A 17,208-nucleotide genomic window follows, 5' to 3' on the forward strand; every position below is an offset into this window, starting at 1 on the left:
TAAAAGCTATGAATGAAAATATTTTAGGTATTGTTGCAGGTGTTCTTACTTCCGCATCCATGATTCCTCAGCTTATAAAAGTTTTGAAGGAAAAAAATGTTGAAGATATTTCTTTGATTATGCTTTTGGTTCTTATCACAGGCGTTTCGTTATGGGTTTGGTATGGGATCATTAAAGATGAATGGCCGATTATCCTGTCTAATGCATTTTCTGTGGCTGTCAATCTCAGCCTTCTTGTCTGTTATATGATCTTCAAAAAATCTTAAACTCCAAAAATTCCATAGACTATAGATCAAATAGTCATTTTGCAGATACAAAGTCCTAATTCCTTTTTAGGTTTTCTCAAGATATTCTAAACTCACTTCGTGTCGGTTGGCTGTACAGAGAAGGTTTTGGTATTAATATATCTAACTCGTATATTTTCAATATTTTTCTCATTTATATATAATAACTCCACTATTTTGAATTTATTTTTGTCAATTCATTCTACTTAAATGCTACTTGTGTGTTGTGTTTAATTATTTAATATCCAATCCATTATGTTTTTGAAGTGAATTTGCAGTATCTGTTTTTGAGTTCAGTGGCTTTACATTTGCAACTGTAAATCAATAAAAGTGAAATTTTAATTAATAACAAAGTTTTAGTTGATATTTCATAAATATTACAATACTGTAAAATATAAATTTAATATAAAATCTAAAGATCTTTAAAAACAGAATGATCTTTAGAAGATTTAACACACTAAGACAAATGAAAAACAAAATTACTTTGACTCTAGCCCTTATCGTGGGAGGTATTGCCCAAGCCCAAGTTGGTTTTAATACAACAACACCAAAAGCTACCATTGATATTGTTGCTAAATCTACAACAGGCGCTACGCCGGAAGGATTACTCGTACCAAGAGTAAGCAGACAAAAAGCACAGACTATGACCGGAGTAGAGACCTCAACATTAATTTATGTTAATGATATAGCAGGAACAGCGGCAGGAAGTGGTGTAAATATTAACGCTGTTGGTTATTACTATTTTAATGGAACTTTGTGGGTTAAAACTGATAACGACAACAATATTTATAACACAAACGGAAATCTTACAGGAAATCGTACTGTAAATCAAGTTGGTAATACATTAGCATTTACAAGTACAGCAACTACAGGAACGAGTCATTTCTCTGTAGACGGAACTACTTTGAATGTTGATGCGAGAAATAATAGAATAGGTATGGGTACAGCAGCTCCTGAAACAATTTTAGATATCAACGGAGCAGGAGCAGGATTTCAGCATACTAACGGAACTGTAAAGCTAAGATCTTTTCTAGGTACTGATTATGCTTCTTTTGGGACGGTTACCAATCAGCGTTTGTCATTTGTAGCAAACAATGCTTTCCGCATGACCATTGCTGCTGACGGAAAGGTCGGAATTGGTACGCAGACGCCAAACAACCTTTTAGATCTCGGTAGTAGTAACGGAAAAAAACTGGCAATTTGGAACAGTGCAGCTGGAGATGATTTCTACGGATTTGGAAATGCTGCTAATGTTTTACAACTTTTTGCAGGAGCTTCGGCTACCGGGAATGCATTGATGACATTGAATAAGAATGGAAACGTGGGTGTAGGAACTATAAGCCCTCAAACTAATTTCCATACAATTGGAACAAGAAGATTTGAAAATACCACTGCCGGTACAGTAGCGGTAGGATCTGTATTGACGGCAACTGATGCAAACGGTACCGCAGAATGGAAAACACCGGTGGCGGAAGCTGTAGTAGGAGCTTTAACCGGTGACGGAATAGATATTCCTTTTGCTGGCAACGGAGATTATAGATATACGGGGAGATACATAACGCTACCTCCAGGAAGATGGGCAGTTACAGTTACCCAGCTAGCTCAGACATTAGGAGCTTTGGATACAGATGATTGGATGTTTGTGAGAAGTACCTTTACAGATCAGAATGTGGCTGTAGGAGCAGTAGCAACAAGATCAGGAGATGTTAACGGAGGTCCGAGTTTGATGAGTTTCAGGGTTCAAGGACCTGCATCAGCTGCTGCTCTTCAGCAATTCGATGTATATCAGGGTGCTGTTTTTATTAATAATACTTCCGGTGCAAATAAAATATACAGATATATTGTAGGATCTACGGTAGTAGGAGGAGGGCCAAATTCAGCTACAGTTATTAAAAACTTTGGAGGTTCTTGGTCAGAAAGTAGTATCTATGCCACCGCAATTAAATAATAATCATAAAAACACTAGCTGAAAAAATAATTTTATTGTGTTTGTGTATAAAGATAGTAGAACGATACAATTTCTTCTGTTATCTTTTACCCATAAAAAACTAACTCCCTCAGGTAAATTTTATTTAGATGAAAAAAAAATAGATGAAGACGGTAAATGTAAAAAACACTAATGTTATGAAGTTGGTAAATGTAGAAAAAGCACAAGAATTCTTGTTAGATGAAAAAAATAAATGAAGACGGTGAATGCGGAAAAAAAATAGAGTCACTTTACATATTGTAGAGTGACTCATTTATATTGATGTGTTTTATGAAAATGAAGTTATTCCTGTAATACAAATTTTGCCAAAGGAGCCATTCTCGCTTTATTAAGACTCAATGTATTACCGCTTACAGAATAATTATCGGCAGCTAGTAAAGCTTTTGTGAATAATTGTTCCGTTTCCAGATCTTCGCAGGCTATCATGGTAGACATTCCTTGGTTGAATTTGATGCGCATCATTTCACGTTTGATCTCAAAAGTTCCTCCAACGCCGTTGCATCCGCCGTTTCCTTCGTATCTCATCTCTTTCATATTTAAAGAAAAATAAGGATTGCTTTTAGGATTTTTAAGAGCAATGGGTTTACCGTTTATTTCTGCAAGCCTCCATGTTTTTCCTGTAATATCATTTGAAGCTGATGGTGGAGTAGGAGGTACAGGTTTGCTCATACACGATGCCATAAGTATGATAAAAAATAGACTGGCTAGGGGATTATATAAAAATTTCATAGTTTTAATTTTAATAAGTGATAATTTTTTTAATAGGATGCCATTTTGGTGGAAGCAGGTTCTTTTTTATCCTTTGTATGATGGAAAAGTACCATGTCAACATTTTTTTTCAGAAAAGTAACATTCCCTCTGATATTAGAATATAAATATTCTGTATTTGATGCCGTGTATTCCGGAAGATCTTCGCTTTTTTTCAATTCATAAGTTTTACCATCCAGATGTACAGTTATTGTGTTTTTAGAATTGTTGATTGTAACTTCCATTTGATCTCCGTAATTATCTGTAAAAACATCTTTGGTAATGTCATCAGTATTGTCGTCAGAATCTACGGTTACGTTGTTGGTGAGGGTTTCGGATTCCTTGGCAGAGTGCCTACACGCTGTTACTGAGAAGGCAATGATGCCGAAAATGATGATATGTAATAATTTTTTCATAGTGATAAGTGATTAGGTGCGTCATGAATTCGGTGCTAATATTCTATAAATTTACAAATATTTTTGATATAATTATGTTAATTTTACATAAATTAATTAATTGTTTTTATTTTAAGGTGTTTTAAGGTCTTATAAATTATCAATATCATTTTCTGCATAAACCTAAAAAAGGGAGTTTTTTAATGACTCTCTTTTTTATTCTATGGTGCGGTGATCTGGTCGATTGTGAAGAATGCTTTTGTTGTATTACAGGTTCCTCCGGGGCAATTGGTAGCATTACCTACATTGGCAGGAGTAGAAGATCCCATCATAAAATACATTTTATAAAAAGACTTATCAGCTCCATTATTGGTTGTCCATGCATAGATTCTTTGCTCCGGCATACCACCTGCATATACTCCAGGATCTCCCCAGAATGGGTTGGTAGCAGCTGTCTGAATCCTTGGGGAAACTGTGGCATCAATAAGGCTAGAACTTGATGTGTTATTGTCTCCGGCCCAAGCTCCTATGGGCAATCTCAACTGATTTTGTTGAGATCCTCCTGCTCCCCCCCAAAGATAGTGACCGTTTGATATAACTTCTACTACTGATGTACTGTTGTTTCTGATTTGTAAATTAACATCTGCAAATGCAGTACTTGTTGGAATGAAACATCTTATTGAAAATTTTCCATCCGGTGTATTGATAGAAATGGCATATCCTGTTCTCCCATTGTCTGAGGTTGCAACCAAAGGTCCCATTACGGCAATACTTTCAATATTGGCAAGTGCGGTGATTCCGCCACCACTACCACCTGATGAGGTATTAAAAACTCGCCATTCGGTACCGTTCCAGAAATAATATCCCTGGTTCAGAATTGGGCCGGTGTTGTAAATAAGCAGACCTGTGGCATTTGGGTTAGCACTCAATTGCATTGTTGAGCTGGTTAAGCTGATTCTTGGTCCTAAAATCCCTCTATCCGCTGAATTTATATCCAAAATAGCAGAAGCATTCGGAGTTGTAGTTCCTATTCCTGTACTTCCTGTAGAGGTTACTATAAAGTCATTGGCCTGTTGGGTGCCTGATGGAGCGCCTGTTGCCGGATTGTCTTTTGCTCCATCCACATGTAGCGAATTTTGAGGATTCGAGGTGTTAATACCTATTTGTGCAAATGAGAGAACTGAAGTAAATAGCAATGCTGCTAAAGATAAATTGTTTTTCATAAATAAAGTATTTCATGGTTGTTATTGTTTTTTTTGAGATTTGATTCTATTTGATTCACGTAATTTTTTCAAATGTTAAAAAGAATTATTGTTTCCTTAAATCCTTAAAATTGGCCAAGAAAAAATCACGAAGTAGTTATTTATTTAAGTATTAAAGTTAAATAAAATATTGATATGGTATTAAATTATGATGAAAATATTAATGATAATTAATATTGTGTATTGAAAAATTAATTTAATTGGGTGAAGTTTGTTGATATTGATATTTCAGAAAGTCACAATTTTTAAATAATTAAAGGGCTACTTCAGTTCCAAATTTTCCATAAAAAACAGTGTTGATGGGTTTTCAGCTTATTTAAAGGAGAGTTAAATATTGTTAATATGTGTAATTATCATGGAATTAGTTAGAAATGTATTCAAACTAAGAATTACATTTGTGCCTTGAAAATGAGAAACTATATCGTATACTTTTTGACCAGCCTTTTTCTGCTATTCGTAGTGGAAAGCAAGATCAATGTCAAAACGTTGAAAAACGATTACAACACTCATACTTCTCATAATTTACCCAAAAGAGCAAACCGCTTAAATCAAACTTACGAAAAGCTTTCTGTACAACAGGCGCCGGACGATGCGAGTAATGCTTATTCCTTAGAACTTGCAGAAGATGACTTTCAGTTGTCGGATACGGTACAGTCTATTGTATTTTTTGCGAGTGTTTTCACACTGGTATATATTTTTGGGTTAAAAAGCTTCAAAAAATTAAAGCCTGCAATTCACGGCTATTTATCTGAATTTTCTTCAGTTAAAACATTCATTCTGATTCGTTCTATCAGAATCTAAAATTTTATTTTTCGATTTATTTTCTGCTTTTTTATTTTGAGCAGGAGATGTTCTGCGTTGTGCTGTAGGTAAGCTCACATCGCCAAAATACTCATTACCAAATTTTTATTTCTATTTAAAACATTAACGATTTATATAAACTCTAGTATTATGATGAAAAGAGTTGTCTCAAGCTTCGCGCTTGGCAGTCTTTTGTTGTTCGCAAGCTGCAATAGCAAAAAAGAAGAAAAAGAAGAAGCTACAATCTATCCGGTTACCAGCCCAATGAAAATGGATACGGTGATTAATAAAGAATTTGTAGCGCAGATCCAATCTGTAAAAAATATTGAAATTCGTGCACAGGAAAAAGGTTTTCTTGAGAAGATCTTTGTAGACGAAGGTCAGTTTGTACATCAGGGTCAGACGTTGTTCCGAATTATGCCTAAATTGTATCAGGCTGAGTTACTAAAGTCACAGGCTGAGGTAGCACAAGCTAGCATCGAATTGAAAAATGCAAGTACATTAGCCAACAACAACATTGTTTCTAAAAACGAAAAAGCAATGGCAAAAGCAAAACTCGATGCTGCCAACGCTGAAATGAAACTGGCTCAGATCCACTTGTCATTTACAGACATTAAAGCGCCATTCTCAGGGATTATCAACAGAATTCCTTTAAAGTTAGGAAGTTTGATAGATGAAGGTGATCTATTGACCTCACTTTCTGATAACAATGACATTTATACCTACTTTAATGTATCAGAACCTGAATATCTGAATTATCAGACTAATGTTAACGACAGAGGAAGTAATCAGGTAACATTAATTATGGCAAATGGAGAAGCTTTTCCTCAAAAAGGGGAGATCCAAACCATTGAAGGTGAATTTGATAATGAAACAGGGAATATCGCTTTCAGAGCAAAGTTTCCAAACACGAATAAACTGTTGAGAAACGGACAAACCGGAAAAATCCGAATGACTTTACCGCTTCAAAATGCTTTAATTATTCCACAAAAAGCAACCTACGAGATTCAGGATCAGAAATATGTTTTCGTGGTTGATAAAAATGGAGTTGTGAAGTCCAGAAATATCAAAGTAGCTTATGAACTTCCTGATTTATATGTTATTGCTTCCGGAATTTCTAGTGAAGATAAAATTCTTTTGGAAGGAGTTCAGAAAGTAAAAGATGATCAAAAAGTTCAGGTGAAGTTCCAGGATCCGAAAAAAGTTCTTCAATCATTGAAATTAAAAGCAGAGTAGGACTCTATAAATGAAATTATATGTTTAAGAAATTCATTCGCAGACCTGTTCTGTCTATCGTAATCTCATTGATTATCGTATTTATGGGAGTCCTGTCGCTGGTAAAACTTCCGGTGACACAGTTCCCTTCAATTTCTCCGCCTAAAGTAAATATTACCGCAGAATATCCGGGAGCCAACAACGAATTGTTGATCAAATCCGTAGTTATTCCTTTGGAAAGAGGTCTAAACGGTGTTCCGGGTATGAAGTATATGACTTCTGATGCGGGAAATGACGGAGAAGCTTCTATTCAGATCGTATTTGATTTGGGTACAGATCCAAACGTTGCGGCCGTTAACGTTCAAAATCGTGTGTCTTCGGTAGTAAATAAACTTCCGCCGCTAGTAGTACGTGAAGGGGTGAAAATTACCCGTGAAGAACCTAACATGTTGATGTACATTAACTTGTATAGTGATGATCCTAAAGCTGATCAGAAATTCCTTTTCAACTATGCCGACATCAACGTAATGTCTGAATTGAGAAGGGTAAGTGGAGTAGGATTTGCCGACATTTTGGGAACAAGAGAATATGCAATGCGTATTTGGCTAAAACCTGATAGATTGACGTCTTACAATATTTCATCCGATGAAGTAATGGAAGCACTGAATCAGCAGAGTTTGGAAGCGTCTCCCGGTAAAACAGGAGAAAGTTCGGGAAAACGCTCACAGTCATTTGAATATATTTTAAAATATCCGGGTCGTTTTAATAATGAAAAAGATTACGGAAATATTATCCTTAAAGCAAAACCGGGAGGAGAATTTGTAAGATTGAAAGATGTTGCTGATATAGAATTTGGTTCTTCCATGTATGATATTTATTCTACATTAAATGGTAAACCTTCTGCAGCAATCACGGTTAAGCAGTCTTATGGTTCTAACGCAAGTGACGTTATCAAAAATGTAAAAGCTTTGATGGCTGATCTTCAGAAAAATAACTTCCCGAAAGGAATGCATTACGATATCAGTTATGACGTTTCCAGATTCCTGGATGCATCGATTGAAAAGGTAATTCACACGTTGTTTGAAGCCTTTATCTTGGTGGCGATCGTGGTATTCCTTTTCTTGGGAGACTGGCGTTCTACCCTGATTCCGGCTATTGCGGTTCCCGTTTCATTGATCGGTACGTTTGCCGTAATGTCCGCCTTTGGAATTACCCTGAATATGATCTCACTTTTTGCCCTCGTAATGGCCATTGGGGTCGTCGTCGATGATGCGATTGTGGTTATTGAAGCTGTCCACGCCAAGATGGAAGAGAAAGGTCTTTCTCCATTGAAAGCTACGGAGGAAGCAATGCATGAGATCAGTGGGGCAATTATTGCGATCACTTTGGTAATGGCATCTGTGTTTATTCCGATTGCATTTATGTCTGGTCCGGTTGGGGTATTTTACCGTCAGTTCTCCATTACAATGGCTTCTGCAATTATCCTTTCTGGTGTTGTAGCATTAACGTTGACACCGGCTTTATGTGCTTTAATTCTGAAAAATAACCACGGAAAAGCTAAAAAGAGAACTCCAATCACTATTTTCTTAGATAAATTCAACAATTTATTTACGAAAGGTGCAGGGAGATATGAAAAAATGCTGAACAAAACAGTAACGAAAAAAATGGTAACACTTCCGTTATTATTAGCGTTCTGTTTATGTACATTCTTCTTAAGTAATTCACTTCCATCAGGGTTTATTCCTAGTGAAGATCAGGGGATGATTTATGCGATTATTCAGACTCCTCCGGGTTCTACGCTGGAAAGAACAAACCAGATTGCCAAAGAATTACTGAAAGAATCTGAAGATATTGATGGTGTACAATCTGTTTCTTCATTGGCTGGTTACGAGATTTTGACGGAAGGTACAGGTTCCAACTCAGGGACTTGTTTGATCAATCTTAAAAGCTGGGAAGATCGTAAAGAATCTGCCGCCGAGATTATAGAAAAGCTTGAAGAAAAAGCTAAAAATATTCCGGGAGCCAATATTGAATTCTTCCAACCGCCATCTATTCCGGGTTATGGTGCTGCAGGTGGTTTTGAGCTCCGTCTTTTGGATAAAGCCGGAAGTGGAGATTATCAGAAAATGGAAAAAGTAAGTAATGACTTTGTAAAGGAACTGAAAAAACGTCCTGAACTGGGTTCTGCATTTACATTCTATTCTGCGAGTTTCCCTCAATATATGTTGAAAATTGATAATGATCTGGCCGAGCAGAAAGGCGTTACGATTGAAAATGCGATGGATAACCTTTCTAATTTGATAGGTTCCAACTATGAAACCAGTTTCATCCGTTTCGACAGACCTTATAAAGTGATTGTTCAGGCAGGTCCGCAATATCGAGCGTTGCCAAGTGATTTATTAAAATTGTATGTTAAAAATGATAAAGACCAAATGGTTCCATATTCAGATTTCATGCATTTGGAAAAGGTTTATGGTTTGTCTGAGATCACGAGACATAACATGTACAATTCTTCTGAGGTAAGTGGTACTCCTGCGCCGGGTTACAGTTCAGGACAGGCGATTGCGGCCATTCAGGAGGTTGCCGATAAAACACTTCCGAGAGGTTTCGGTATCGACTGGGCGGGTATCTCAAAAGATGAGGTTAGCCGTGGAAATGAAGCGATTTATATATTCTTAGTGTGTTTAGGATTTGTTTATTTGATCCTTGCAGCTCAATATGAAAGTTTTATCCTTCCGTTGCCTGTAATTCTTTCGTTACCGACAGGTATTTTCGGAGCATTTTTATGCTTGAAATTATTAGGATTAGAAAACAACATTTATGCTCAGGTGGCGATGGTCATGTTGATCGGACTTTTAGGTAAAAATGCCGTATTGATCGTAGAATTTGCCGTCCAGAAGAAGGCCGAAGAAGGAATTCCGGTAGCGAAGGCCGCTATAGAAGGAGCTGCGATCCGTTTCCGTCCGATTTTGATGACTTCATTTGCATTTATTGCAGGTTTGATTCCGTTGGTGATGGCAACAGGTCCGGGTGCAACTGGGAACAGAACGATCGGTACAGCAGCAGCAGGCGGTATGTTGATCGGAACTATTTTCGGGTTAATGATTATCCCTGGATTGTATTACATCTTCGGAACGATTGCCGAGAAATCTAAACTGGCAAAATATGAAGAAGAAAATCCTTTAACCGAACAAACCGAACCTTACAAACACGATGGAAAACATGAAGACTTATAATAAATATATAGCAGCCATCACTTTATCACTTGTTTTGGCAAGTTGTAAAGCACCAATGGCGACCGTAATAAAAGATGAGGTTAAAGAAAATATACCTCAAAACTTCCAGCAGGAAGAGCAACAAGATGCCAATAATAATAGTGGAACAACTCCTTGGAGACAGTTTTTTACTGATCCTCATCTGGTTAGTCTAATTGAAACAGCTTTAAAAAACAATCAGGAGCTGATGATCACTTTGCAGGAAATTGAGATTGCAAAAAGTGGAGTTTTAGCTAAAAAAGGAAGATTAACACCAACAGTCTCTGCTGGAATAGGAGCCGGGGTAAGTAAAGCCGGACGTTATACTAGCGAAGGAGCCGGTGATGCAACAACGGAGATTGAGCCCGGAAAGGAAATTCCTGATCCGCTTGGGAATTTTGAAGGAGGTTTAACAGCCAACTGGGAAATTGACATCTGGAAAAAACTTAGAACAGAAAAAGAATCAGCGGTAGCACATTATCTGTCTACGGTTGAAGGAAAAAACTTTGTTCTTTCAAATTTAATTGAAGAAGTTGCTGATAATTATTATGACTTATTGGCGCTTGATAATCAGTTGGATATTATTCAGCAATATATAAAACTTCAGCAAAAAGCGTTGGAGATTTCTAAAATTCAGAAAGAAGCTGCGGCGGCGACTGAATTGGCTGTGAAAAAATTCGAAGCCGAATTAGCAAAATCCAAAGCTTCAGAATATACGATCCGCCAGAGTATTACGGAAAAAGAAAATCAGATCAATGCTCTTTTAGGACGTTATCCTCAACCGATCGTAAGAACGAAGGAAAGCTTTATGTCGACTATTCCGCAGACTGTTTATACGGGAATTCCGTCACAATTATTGGCGAACCGTCCGGATATAAAACAAGCTGAATTAGAATTAAAATCATCGAAACTTGATGTAGAAGCAGCAAGAAAAGAGTTTTATCCTTCATTGGAAATCTCTGCGACATTAGGATTGGAAGCTTTTAAACCTTCTTATTTAGTCAAGTTGCCGGAATCAATTGCTTCAAGTTTAGCTGGAGAATTAGCGGGTCCACTTATTAATAAAAGTGCTATTAAAGCTAATTTTCAAACGGCCGACGCAAGACAAATTCAGGCTTTATATGAGTATGATAAAACGATTCTGAATGCGTATTTGGATGTGGCCAATTTGATGTCGAAAGTGAAGAATATAGATCAGTATTATCAGTTGAAGTCTCAGGAAACAAAGGCTTTGGATGAGTCTATCGATATTGCTAATCAATTATTCCGAAATTCAAGAGCAGATTATCTGGAAGTTCTTCTGAACCAGAGAGATGCTTTAGATGCCAAAATGGAATTGGTTGAAGCAAAACAAAAACAGCTGAGTACAGTTGTTGATATTTATAAGAGCTTAGGCGGAGGCTGGAAGTAATTATAAATCCTTAATGTTTTAAAAAGAAAAGAGGCTGCCTGCAATAGACAGTCTCTTTTCGATTATAGTAGACTTGATTTGGTTAATAGGAAGTAAAAAGAGCCCGGTATAACCGGACCCTTCAAAATTTACCTGCAGGAAATGACCACAACTAAATTGAATATTTCAATGGATATTAGTTTTCTATATAAATGGTTATTAGTTTTTAAAAATAAGTTTTAAAACCATCCTTCCTTAAAGTAATTTTCCCGATAAGGAAGGCGGTAATTTTTACTGTACAATCATGAAATTATATTTGTTTTCTTCAAAACTTATTATCGTGTTTTTTTGTGTTTTTACCCTTCTAATGTTTTTTGTTTCTACAACTTTAATTTATTTTGAAGTTGTTCCCATTTAAAATCTGAGGCCGAAATTATCATCTTGAATCGATTAAAAAAAATACTTGTTGTCTTAATTTATAAATTCATACGTCCTAATTTATGAATTAGTAACCTTTAAGATGTTGATTAATAGGGTGTTGTTTTGTAAAATGAAAATAATGCGCAAGTTGGCATTAATTCATTAATCAATGAGAAAAACTACTCAATTTTGTGTACTTTTGATCGAAATTAGGACACTGAATGTTCATCGAGGTGACAAAAAAAATATTTTTCATACTTTTTATCGTTTTTTTTAAACTTCTTCTGTCTCAGGAAGGCTATAGCGATTATCAAAAATTGCGACAAAAATTCGAAAATATTGAGGAGAATGATGCAAGAGCTTTTCCGTTTCTTCAACCTTATATTTCTAAAGCCAAAAAAGAAAAGAACTATGAAGAATTAGTTCAGGGTTATAAAGATGGTGTATTTTATTCTCCTGAAAATAAGGATAAATTAAAATATGCAGACAGCACAGTCGCAGCTGCAAAATTGTCCAAAAATAATGATCTGATGATTATCGCCTATATTGAAAAAGGTGTAGTGTATTATTATCATTTCAAAAAATATCAACTTGCTCTTAACGAATACCTTGCAGCTTACGAATACTCAAAAAATACAAAAAATGAGTTTCTGAAATATCAAAATTTGTATCATATTGGCGTTGTCAAAAGTTACTTGGGATATTATCAGGATGCCTCAGAATTATTCAAAAATAGTCTGAAGTATTATGGCAGGGAAAAATCCAGATCCGATCTTGGTCCGAATGCTATTTATAATAGTAAAAAAGGGTATTTGAATTGTCTTCATCAGTTAATTATTTGTTACAGACATTTACAGCAATATAAAGAAGCAGATTCAGCCATACAAACCGGACTTTCCGAAGTAGGAAATAATCCTGAATACGCCCAGGAAAAAGGATATTTTCTTTTATCTAAAGGTATTTCTGAATATAGGAATAATCAATTTAAGTCGGCGTTATCAAACTTAAATCAATCACTTTCTCCAATTAAAAAAAGCCGTGATTTTTCGAGACTTTCGCTTGATTATTTTTACATTGGAAAAACGTATTATAGTTTAAAAAATACTAAAGAATCGATGAAATACTTTAAAAAAGTAGATTCTATTTTTAAAGAAAATCAGTTTATTCTTCCTGAATTAAGAGAAAATTATGAGATCCTAATTAATCAGAGTAAAAAGGAGAAAAACCAAACACAGCAATTATATTATACAACACAGCTTTTGAAGGCAGACAGCATTATGTCTAAGGATTTTACTTATTTATCACCAAAAATCCACAAAGATTATGACACAAAAACGTTGTTGGAAGAAAAAGAAAAATTGCAGAAAATCAATTATTTAGGGACGATTGTTATTATTGTTCTCGTTATCTGGGCAATCGGGATGGTTGTTTTATTGACAAGAAGACATAAAAAAGCAAAGGAAGTAAAGAAAAAATATGTTTTATTAGAAGAAAAATTTTCGGTACATCATACTGTAAATGTTCCCGAAAAAATAGTTTTTCCTGTTGAAGAAAGAAAATCTACCCTGAATGAAAGTAAAGTTGAAGAACTGCTTCAAAAATTAAAATTATTTGAAGATAAAAAAGAATTTACACAAAAAGGCCTCACTTTGAGTAAATTAGCCACTCAGTTGAATACCAATTCTAATTATCTTTCCCAGGTTATCAATGACTGTAAAGGAATGAATTTTAATAAATATCTTAGCGAGCTAAGAATCAATTATATCACCAATTTGTTATTCGAAAACAAAGAATATCTTAAATACAGCATCGAAACTCTGGCCAAAGAGTGCGGTATTGCTTCAAGACAGAATTTCTCTGATCTTTTCTTTGAGATCAACGGAATTCGCCCGACGGATTTTATTAAAAAGAGAAGGCAGGAGCTTTCGCAATAAAAGTAATTTCACGGATTTTAATCCGGCTTAGATTTATTTTTTTTATAATTTTCATGTTCTTGAATTTGGTTTTAGATGGATTTGTTTCTTATATTAGTTATAACATCAACCGCAAAACCAATCGCCATGAAAAAAATCCTTTTAGTAATTCTGGGAGCAATTATTCTATTAATTATAATTCTGCTCATTAAGACATTTACTTATCCTTTTAAGAAAAATAATACAGCAGCTACAAAAGAATGGAAAGTTGTAAAAAACGATTCTGCTGTTCAGAGATTTTCAAACGGAATAAAGATTGCAACTATTTCTACAGGAGAATTGGGTGATTTTGATTATTCAACCTTTGATACATTTAAAGAATATCTAAAAAAATCGTATCCTGAAATTTATCAAAACACAGAAAACTATGAAGTTAATAAGTACGGCTTAGTTTTTAAACTAAAAGGAAGTCAGCCTAGCTTGGAGCCCATTTTATTTATTTCTCATATGGATGTTGTTCCTCCGGGAGATGCGGATATTAAAAATAAAGAGGAGAATATCTTCAGACGGGATGATAAAGTTTTACCGCGCGTTACAAAAGTCGCTGAATACTGGGATTATGCGCCATTTTCAGGATCCGTTGCCAATGGTAGAATCTACGGAAGAGGTACGATCGATATGAAAGGAATGCTCTTTTCTTTAATGGAGTCTATGTCGAATATAATTAAAAGCAGACATATCCCGAAACGTGATATTTATCTTGCCTTTGGGTTTGATGAAGAGGTGGGCGGACAAAAAGGTGCTGCACAGATTGCAAATCATTTCAAAAAACAAGGACTGAAATTCGATGCTGTATATGATGAAGGTGGATTGGTTTTAGAAAAAGGAAGTGTAAAAGGGATTGACTCTGATGTTGCCGTAATAGGATGCGCAGAAAAAGGTTTCTTATCAGCAAAAATTAAAGTAAAAGGGTTGGGCGGACATTCTTCTATGCCTCCCACAGAAAGCGCCATCGGAAAAGCGGCTGTCATTATGCAAAGGTTGGAAGATGATCAGATGAAACCGATTATTACACCTTTAATCAAAGAATTTTTTGATAATATTGGTGGTTCGATGCCTTTTGCCAATAGATTGGCTATTTCAAATCAGTGGTTGTTGCAGCCTGTACTTTTATCACAGCTGACTAAAAGCAATACAACCAATGCTTTAGTACGTACAACCACAGCTCTAACAATGATGAAAGGCAGTGACGGAACGAATGTTCTTTCCCCTGAAGTGGAATTTGTTGTTAATTTCAGACTGCTTCCGGGAAATACCGTTAAAGATGTAAAAGATCATATTGCAAAAGCAACAAAAGGTTTTGATGTTGAGGTGGAAGAAATTGATAATACACGGGAAGCATCAGCCGTTTCACCGACAAATACTAAAGCTTTTAAATTAATAGAAGCCGGAATTAAAGAAATTTATCCAACTGCAATCGCTACGCCTTATCTTACGGTTGGTGGTACAGATGCCTATAAATATCAAATTGTAAGTAAAAATATTTACAGATTTATGCCGATTAAAATAAATAATTCTGAACAGCAGTCGATCCACAGCACCAATGAATATATCAGTATTGAAAACTATCTTAAAATGATCCATTATTTTGAATTTGTCATGAAAAACTATGATAAGTAATGGCTATAAGCAGTAAGCTTTAAGCTAGAAGCATATCAACAATAAGAATCATAAAATATTTTAATTAAAAAAATAACACGTCAAGTTTTGTCGCATTACCGCTATAGCTTTGTCATATCAAAATACAGAGCTATGGAAATACCGTTTTATTTAAGTTTTAATGAATTCGAAAACCGTTATTACGATAACCTTGAAAAGTGGTTTGAAGAATCCCGCAATGCAAGCGAAATAGATTATCTGAAAAGTCTTGCAGAATTGTACAGTTCTTATCTGTACTATAATTTTGCGAGCGACAGATTACAGTCGGATGCTTCTATTCAGATCAAAGACTGTTTTTTTCCGTACTATGAAAAAATAGGACTTTCATTCTGCACAAGCTGTGAAAACGGAAAACAAATAAAAAACGGGATGAATCATGTGTTCGAGTGGAAAACGATTACCATGATGGAGTATGCTCAACATATTTTAGATAAAATCAACAGATATTTTTTAAGTAATAACATTTCTCCAAAAACAGAAAATGTGCTGGATTATATCAATGATCACGAGATTATTACTTCTAAAGACGGAGCAGGGTATTGTGTAAATTATAATCAACATCAATCAACAATTCCTTTCCTGAAAGCGTATTTACCATGTTACGGACAAACCGTTAATATCGTTGTGTACAGAGATTTCATGTTTTCCATTGTTCAGATTGCTGATTTTATTGATCAGAAACTAAAGTCAGTTCAGGCTTTTGAACATAGTATTTACAACAAAGCAAGATCAGAAGCCAAATTCAGAGTGCAGATGAGTCATCAGTTTTTAACGATCTGCAATTAATTTTCACACCAAAACATTCATATATAGCTAAATTGTAGTTTGAAAAAAGTTAGTAGATTTTTCAAACAGAAATCCCAATCGTTTTGATTGGGATTTTTTATTTTCAGTGATAGTTAAAACAGATAAACTATTTCTTTTTATAAGGCAGGTTCCAGATGAGGTCAGCCGCCAGATAATGAACGCCGCCTTTTGTAATACTCTGGCTGTTTCTGATCAAATCATCTACATAACCAATATCCATCGTAAAAGGGGAATTAGGAATTGCGAACATATAATAAACACCAAGACGCATTTCTCTATATCCGAATTTAGTCCACTGAGGTTCCGGTTCATTAAGATAACTGATGGAAAATAGTCCTTCTGCACTTAAGGCCAATTTTTGATTGTTTTTTGATGACAAATTATAAGTAAGCTGGCTTTTAACGCGCGTCCTTAGCTGAAAGTTCTCTTCTACAGCATGAAAATCGGGATCAAAGAACTTCCTGAATTCCTGGCGAATGGTATTTTTAAGTTTAAATCTTTTTCCTAGGTTAAAAGTATAAGAATATCTTCCGTATAATCTGAATTCCTGTTCCAGACCTTCTTTTTCATAAGGTGCCGAACTCTCATACTCAGGTTGACGACGGTAACTCACGGCATAGCTGTACTGTTGATTTTTAGCAAAAGAATGATACACTTCATGATTAATAACAAAAATTGCCTGTTTTGAAAATAAATTATAATTATCCGGACTACTTTTTCTTCCCAAAGCTACATAGCTCAAAGACTGTTTTTTACCCAAGGAATCCAGTTGTCGCCTTACCCCAAAAGCTGACCAGAAAGCAGTGTTGGCTTCTCCTAAGCCCGGCGGGCTGATTTGTGCTTTTACAGAGCTTCCCATATAGGCAAATAAGAATAATCCAATAAGTATTTTATCAACTCGAAATATCATATAAAAACTTTTTAATAGTCTGTTTAGTACTTGTGAAAGCGTAAAATCCGACTGAATATGTGATACACAAAAATTATAATTTGTCATAGCGAAATTTAGATTCT

13 protein-coding genes are annotated in these 17,208 nt (G+C 35.3%); 9 read left to right on the forward strand and 4 right to left on the reverse strand.

Going from position 1 to position 17,208, the window contains the following annotated elements; all coding sequences use genetic code 11:
- Positions 1-8 precede the first annotated feature (8 nt).
- Positions 9-266 (forward strand): SemiSWEET transporter, encoded by a 258-nt coding sequence (locus tag EG348_RS11185; RefSeq protein WP_123983199.1) that lies wholly within the window; start codon positions 9-11, stop codon positions 264-266.
- A gap of 484 nt (positions 267-750) precedes the next feature.
- Positions 751-2,232 carry a hypothetical protein gene (locus EG348_RS11190; RefSeq protein WP_123983200.1) on the forward strand — a complete coding sequence of 494 codons (1,482 nt, stop codon included), beginning with the start codon at positions 751-753 and terminating at the stop codon, positions 2,230-2,232.
- Between the two features lie 321 nt (positions 2,233-2,553).
- Here the strand turns inward: EG348_RS11190 and EG348_RS11195 are convergent, their stop codons facing one another.
- The 3 genes from EG348_RS11195 to EG348_RS11205 all read right to left on the reverse strand — a co-directional run bounded on the left by EG348_RS11195 (position 2,554) and on the right by EG348_RS11205 (position 4,636).
- Positions 2,554-3,000: an META domain-containing protein gene (locus EG348_RS11195; RefSeq protein WP_123983201.1), complete on the reverse strand. Its 447-nt coding sequence runs from the start codon at positions 2,998-3,000 to the stop codon at positions 2,554-2,556.
- A 29-nt stretch (positions 3,001-3,029) separates the two neighbouring features.
- Positions 3,030-3,434 (reverse strand): hypothetical protein, encoded by a 405-nt coding sequence (locus tag EG348_RS11200; RefSeq protein WP_123983202.1) that lies wholly within the window; start codon positions 3,432-3,434, stop codon positions 3,030-3,032.
- A gap of 200 nt (positions 3,435-3,634) precedes the next feature.
- On the reverse strand, positions 3,635-4,636 hold the full coding sequence (locus EG348_RS11205; protein ID WP_123983203.1) for a hypothetical protein: 1,002 nt from the start codon (positions 4,634-4,636) through the stop codon (positions 3,635-3,637).
- 447 nt (positions 4,637-5,083) lie between these two features.
- Between EG348_RS11205 and EG348_RS11210 the strand changes: the two genes are divergently transcribed.
- From EG348_RS11210 to EG348_RS11240, 7 genes are all read left to right on the forward strand, one after another.
- Positions 5,084-5,476 (forward strand): hypothetical protein, encoded by a 393-nt coding sequence (locus tag EG348_RS11210; RefSeq protein ID WP_123983204.1) that lies wholly within the window; start codon positions 5,084-5,086, stop codon positions 5,474-5,476.
- A gap of 153 nt (positions 5,477-5,629) precedes the next feature.
- On the forward strand, positions 5,630-6,712 hold the full coding sequence (locus EG348_RS11215; RefSeq protein WP_123985060.1) for an efflux RND transporter periplasmic adaptor subunit: 1,083 nt from the start codon (positions 5,630-5,632) through the stop codon (positions 6,710-6,712).
- Between the two features lie 20 nt (positions 6,713-6,732).
- Complete coding sequence (locus EG348_RS11220; protein WP_123983205.1) at positions 6,733-9,927, forward strand: efflux RND transporter permease subunit; 3,195 nt, start codon at positions 6,733-6,735, stop codon at positions 9,925-9,927.
- A complete protein-coding gene (locus tag EG348_RS11225; protein ID WP_164463284.1) occupies positions 9,914-11,356 on the forward strand; it encodes a TolC family protein in 1,443 nt (480 codons plus the stop codon). The genes EG348_RS11220 and EG348_RS11225 overlap by 14 nt, the downstream gene beginning before the upstream one ends.
- A gap of 632 nt (positions 11,357-11,988) precedes the next feature.
- Positions 11,989-13,689: a helix-turn-helix domain-containing protein gene (locus tag EG348_RS11230; protein ID WP_164463285.1), complete on the forward strand. Its 1,701-nt coding sequence runs from the start codon at positions 11,989-11,991 to the stop codon at positions 13,687-13,689.
- Between the two features lie 126 nt (positions 13,690-13,815).
- Positions 13,816-15,348, forward strand: coding sequence for a M20/M25/M40 family metallo-hydrolase (locus EG348_RS11235; RefSeq protein ID WP_123983208.1), 1,533 nt, complete (start codon positions 13,816-13,818; stop codon positions 15,346-15,348).
- A 132-nt stretch (positions 15,349-15,480) separates the two neighbouring features.
- Positions 15,481-16,173, forward strand: coding sequence for a hypothetical protein (locus EG348_RS11240; protein ID WP_123983209.1), 693 nt, complete (start codon positions 15,481-15,483; stop codon positions 16,171-16,173).
- Positions 16,174-16,300: 127 nt separating this feature from the next.
- Here the strand turns inward: EG348_RS11240 and EG348_RS11245 are convergent, their stop codons facing one another.
- On the reverse strand, positions 16,301-17,104 hold the full coding sequence (locus EG348_RS11245; RefSeq protein WP_164463286.1) for a DUF2490 domain-containing protein: 804 nt from the start codon (positions 17,102-17,104) through the stop codon (positions 16,301-16,303).
- Positions 17,105-17,208 lie beyond the last annotated feature (104 nt).

The organism is Chryseobacterium sp. G0201 (assembly GCF_003815655.1).
Taxonomy (GTDB): Bacteria; Bacteroidota; Bacteroidia; order Flavobacteriales; family Weeksellaceae; genus Chryseobacterium.

What these genes read in the sequence shown, in the direction of transcription:
- EG348_RS11215 (WP_123985060.1), top strand. Translation starts at nt 5,630, where the DNA reads ATGAAAAGAGTTGTCTCAAGCTTCGCGCTTGGCAGTCTTTTGTTGTTC.
- EG348_RS11185 (WP_123983199.1), top strand. Translation starts at nt 9, where the DNA reads ATGAATGAAAATATTTTAGGTATTGTTGCAGGTGTTCTTACTTCCGCA.
- EG348_RS11195 (WP_123983201.1), bottom strand. Translation starts at nt 3,000, where the DNA reads ATGAAATTTTTATATAATCCCCTAGCCAGTCTATTTTTTATCATACTT.
- EG348_RS11235 (WP_123983208.1), top strand. Translation starts at nt 13,816, where the DNA reads ATGAAAAAAATCCTTTTAGTAATTCTGGGAGCAATTATTCTATTAATT.
- EG348_RS11190 (WP_123983200.1), top strand. Translation starts at nt 751, where the DNA reads ATGAAAAACAAAATTACTTTGACTCTAGCCCTTATCGTGGGAGGTATT.
- EG348_RS11210 (WP_123983204.1), top strand. Translation starts at nt 5,084, where the DNA reads ATGAGAAACTATATCGTATACTTTTTGACCAGCCTTTTTCTGCTATTC.
- EG348_RS11225 (WP_164463284.1), top strand. Translation starts at nt 9,914, where the DNA reads ATGAAGACTTATAATAAATATATAGCAGCCATCACTTTATCACTTGTT.
- EG348_RS11205 (WP_123983203.1), bottom strand. Translation starts at nt 4,636, where the DNA reads ATGAAAAACAATTTATCTTTAGCAGCATTGCTATTTACTTCAGTTCTC.
- EG348_RS11200 (WP_123983202.1), bottom strand. Translation starts at nt 3,434, where the DNA reads ATGAAAAAATTATTACATATCATCATTTTCGGCATCATTGCCTTCTCA.
- EG348_RS11220 (WP_123983205.1), top strand. Translation starts at nt 6,733, where the DNA reads ATGTTTAAGAAATTCATTCGCAGACCTGTTCTGTCTATCGTAATCTCA.
- EG348_RS11245 (WP_164463286.1), bottom strand. Translation starts at nt 17,104, where the DNA reads ATGATATTTCGAGTTGATAAAATACTTATTGGATTATTCTTATTTGCC.
- EG348_RS11240 (WP_123983209.1), top strand. Translation starts at nt 15,481, where the DNA reads ATGGAAATACCGTTTTATTTAAGTTTTAATGAATTCGAAAACCGTTAT.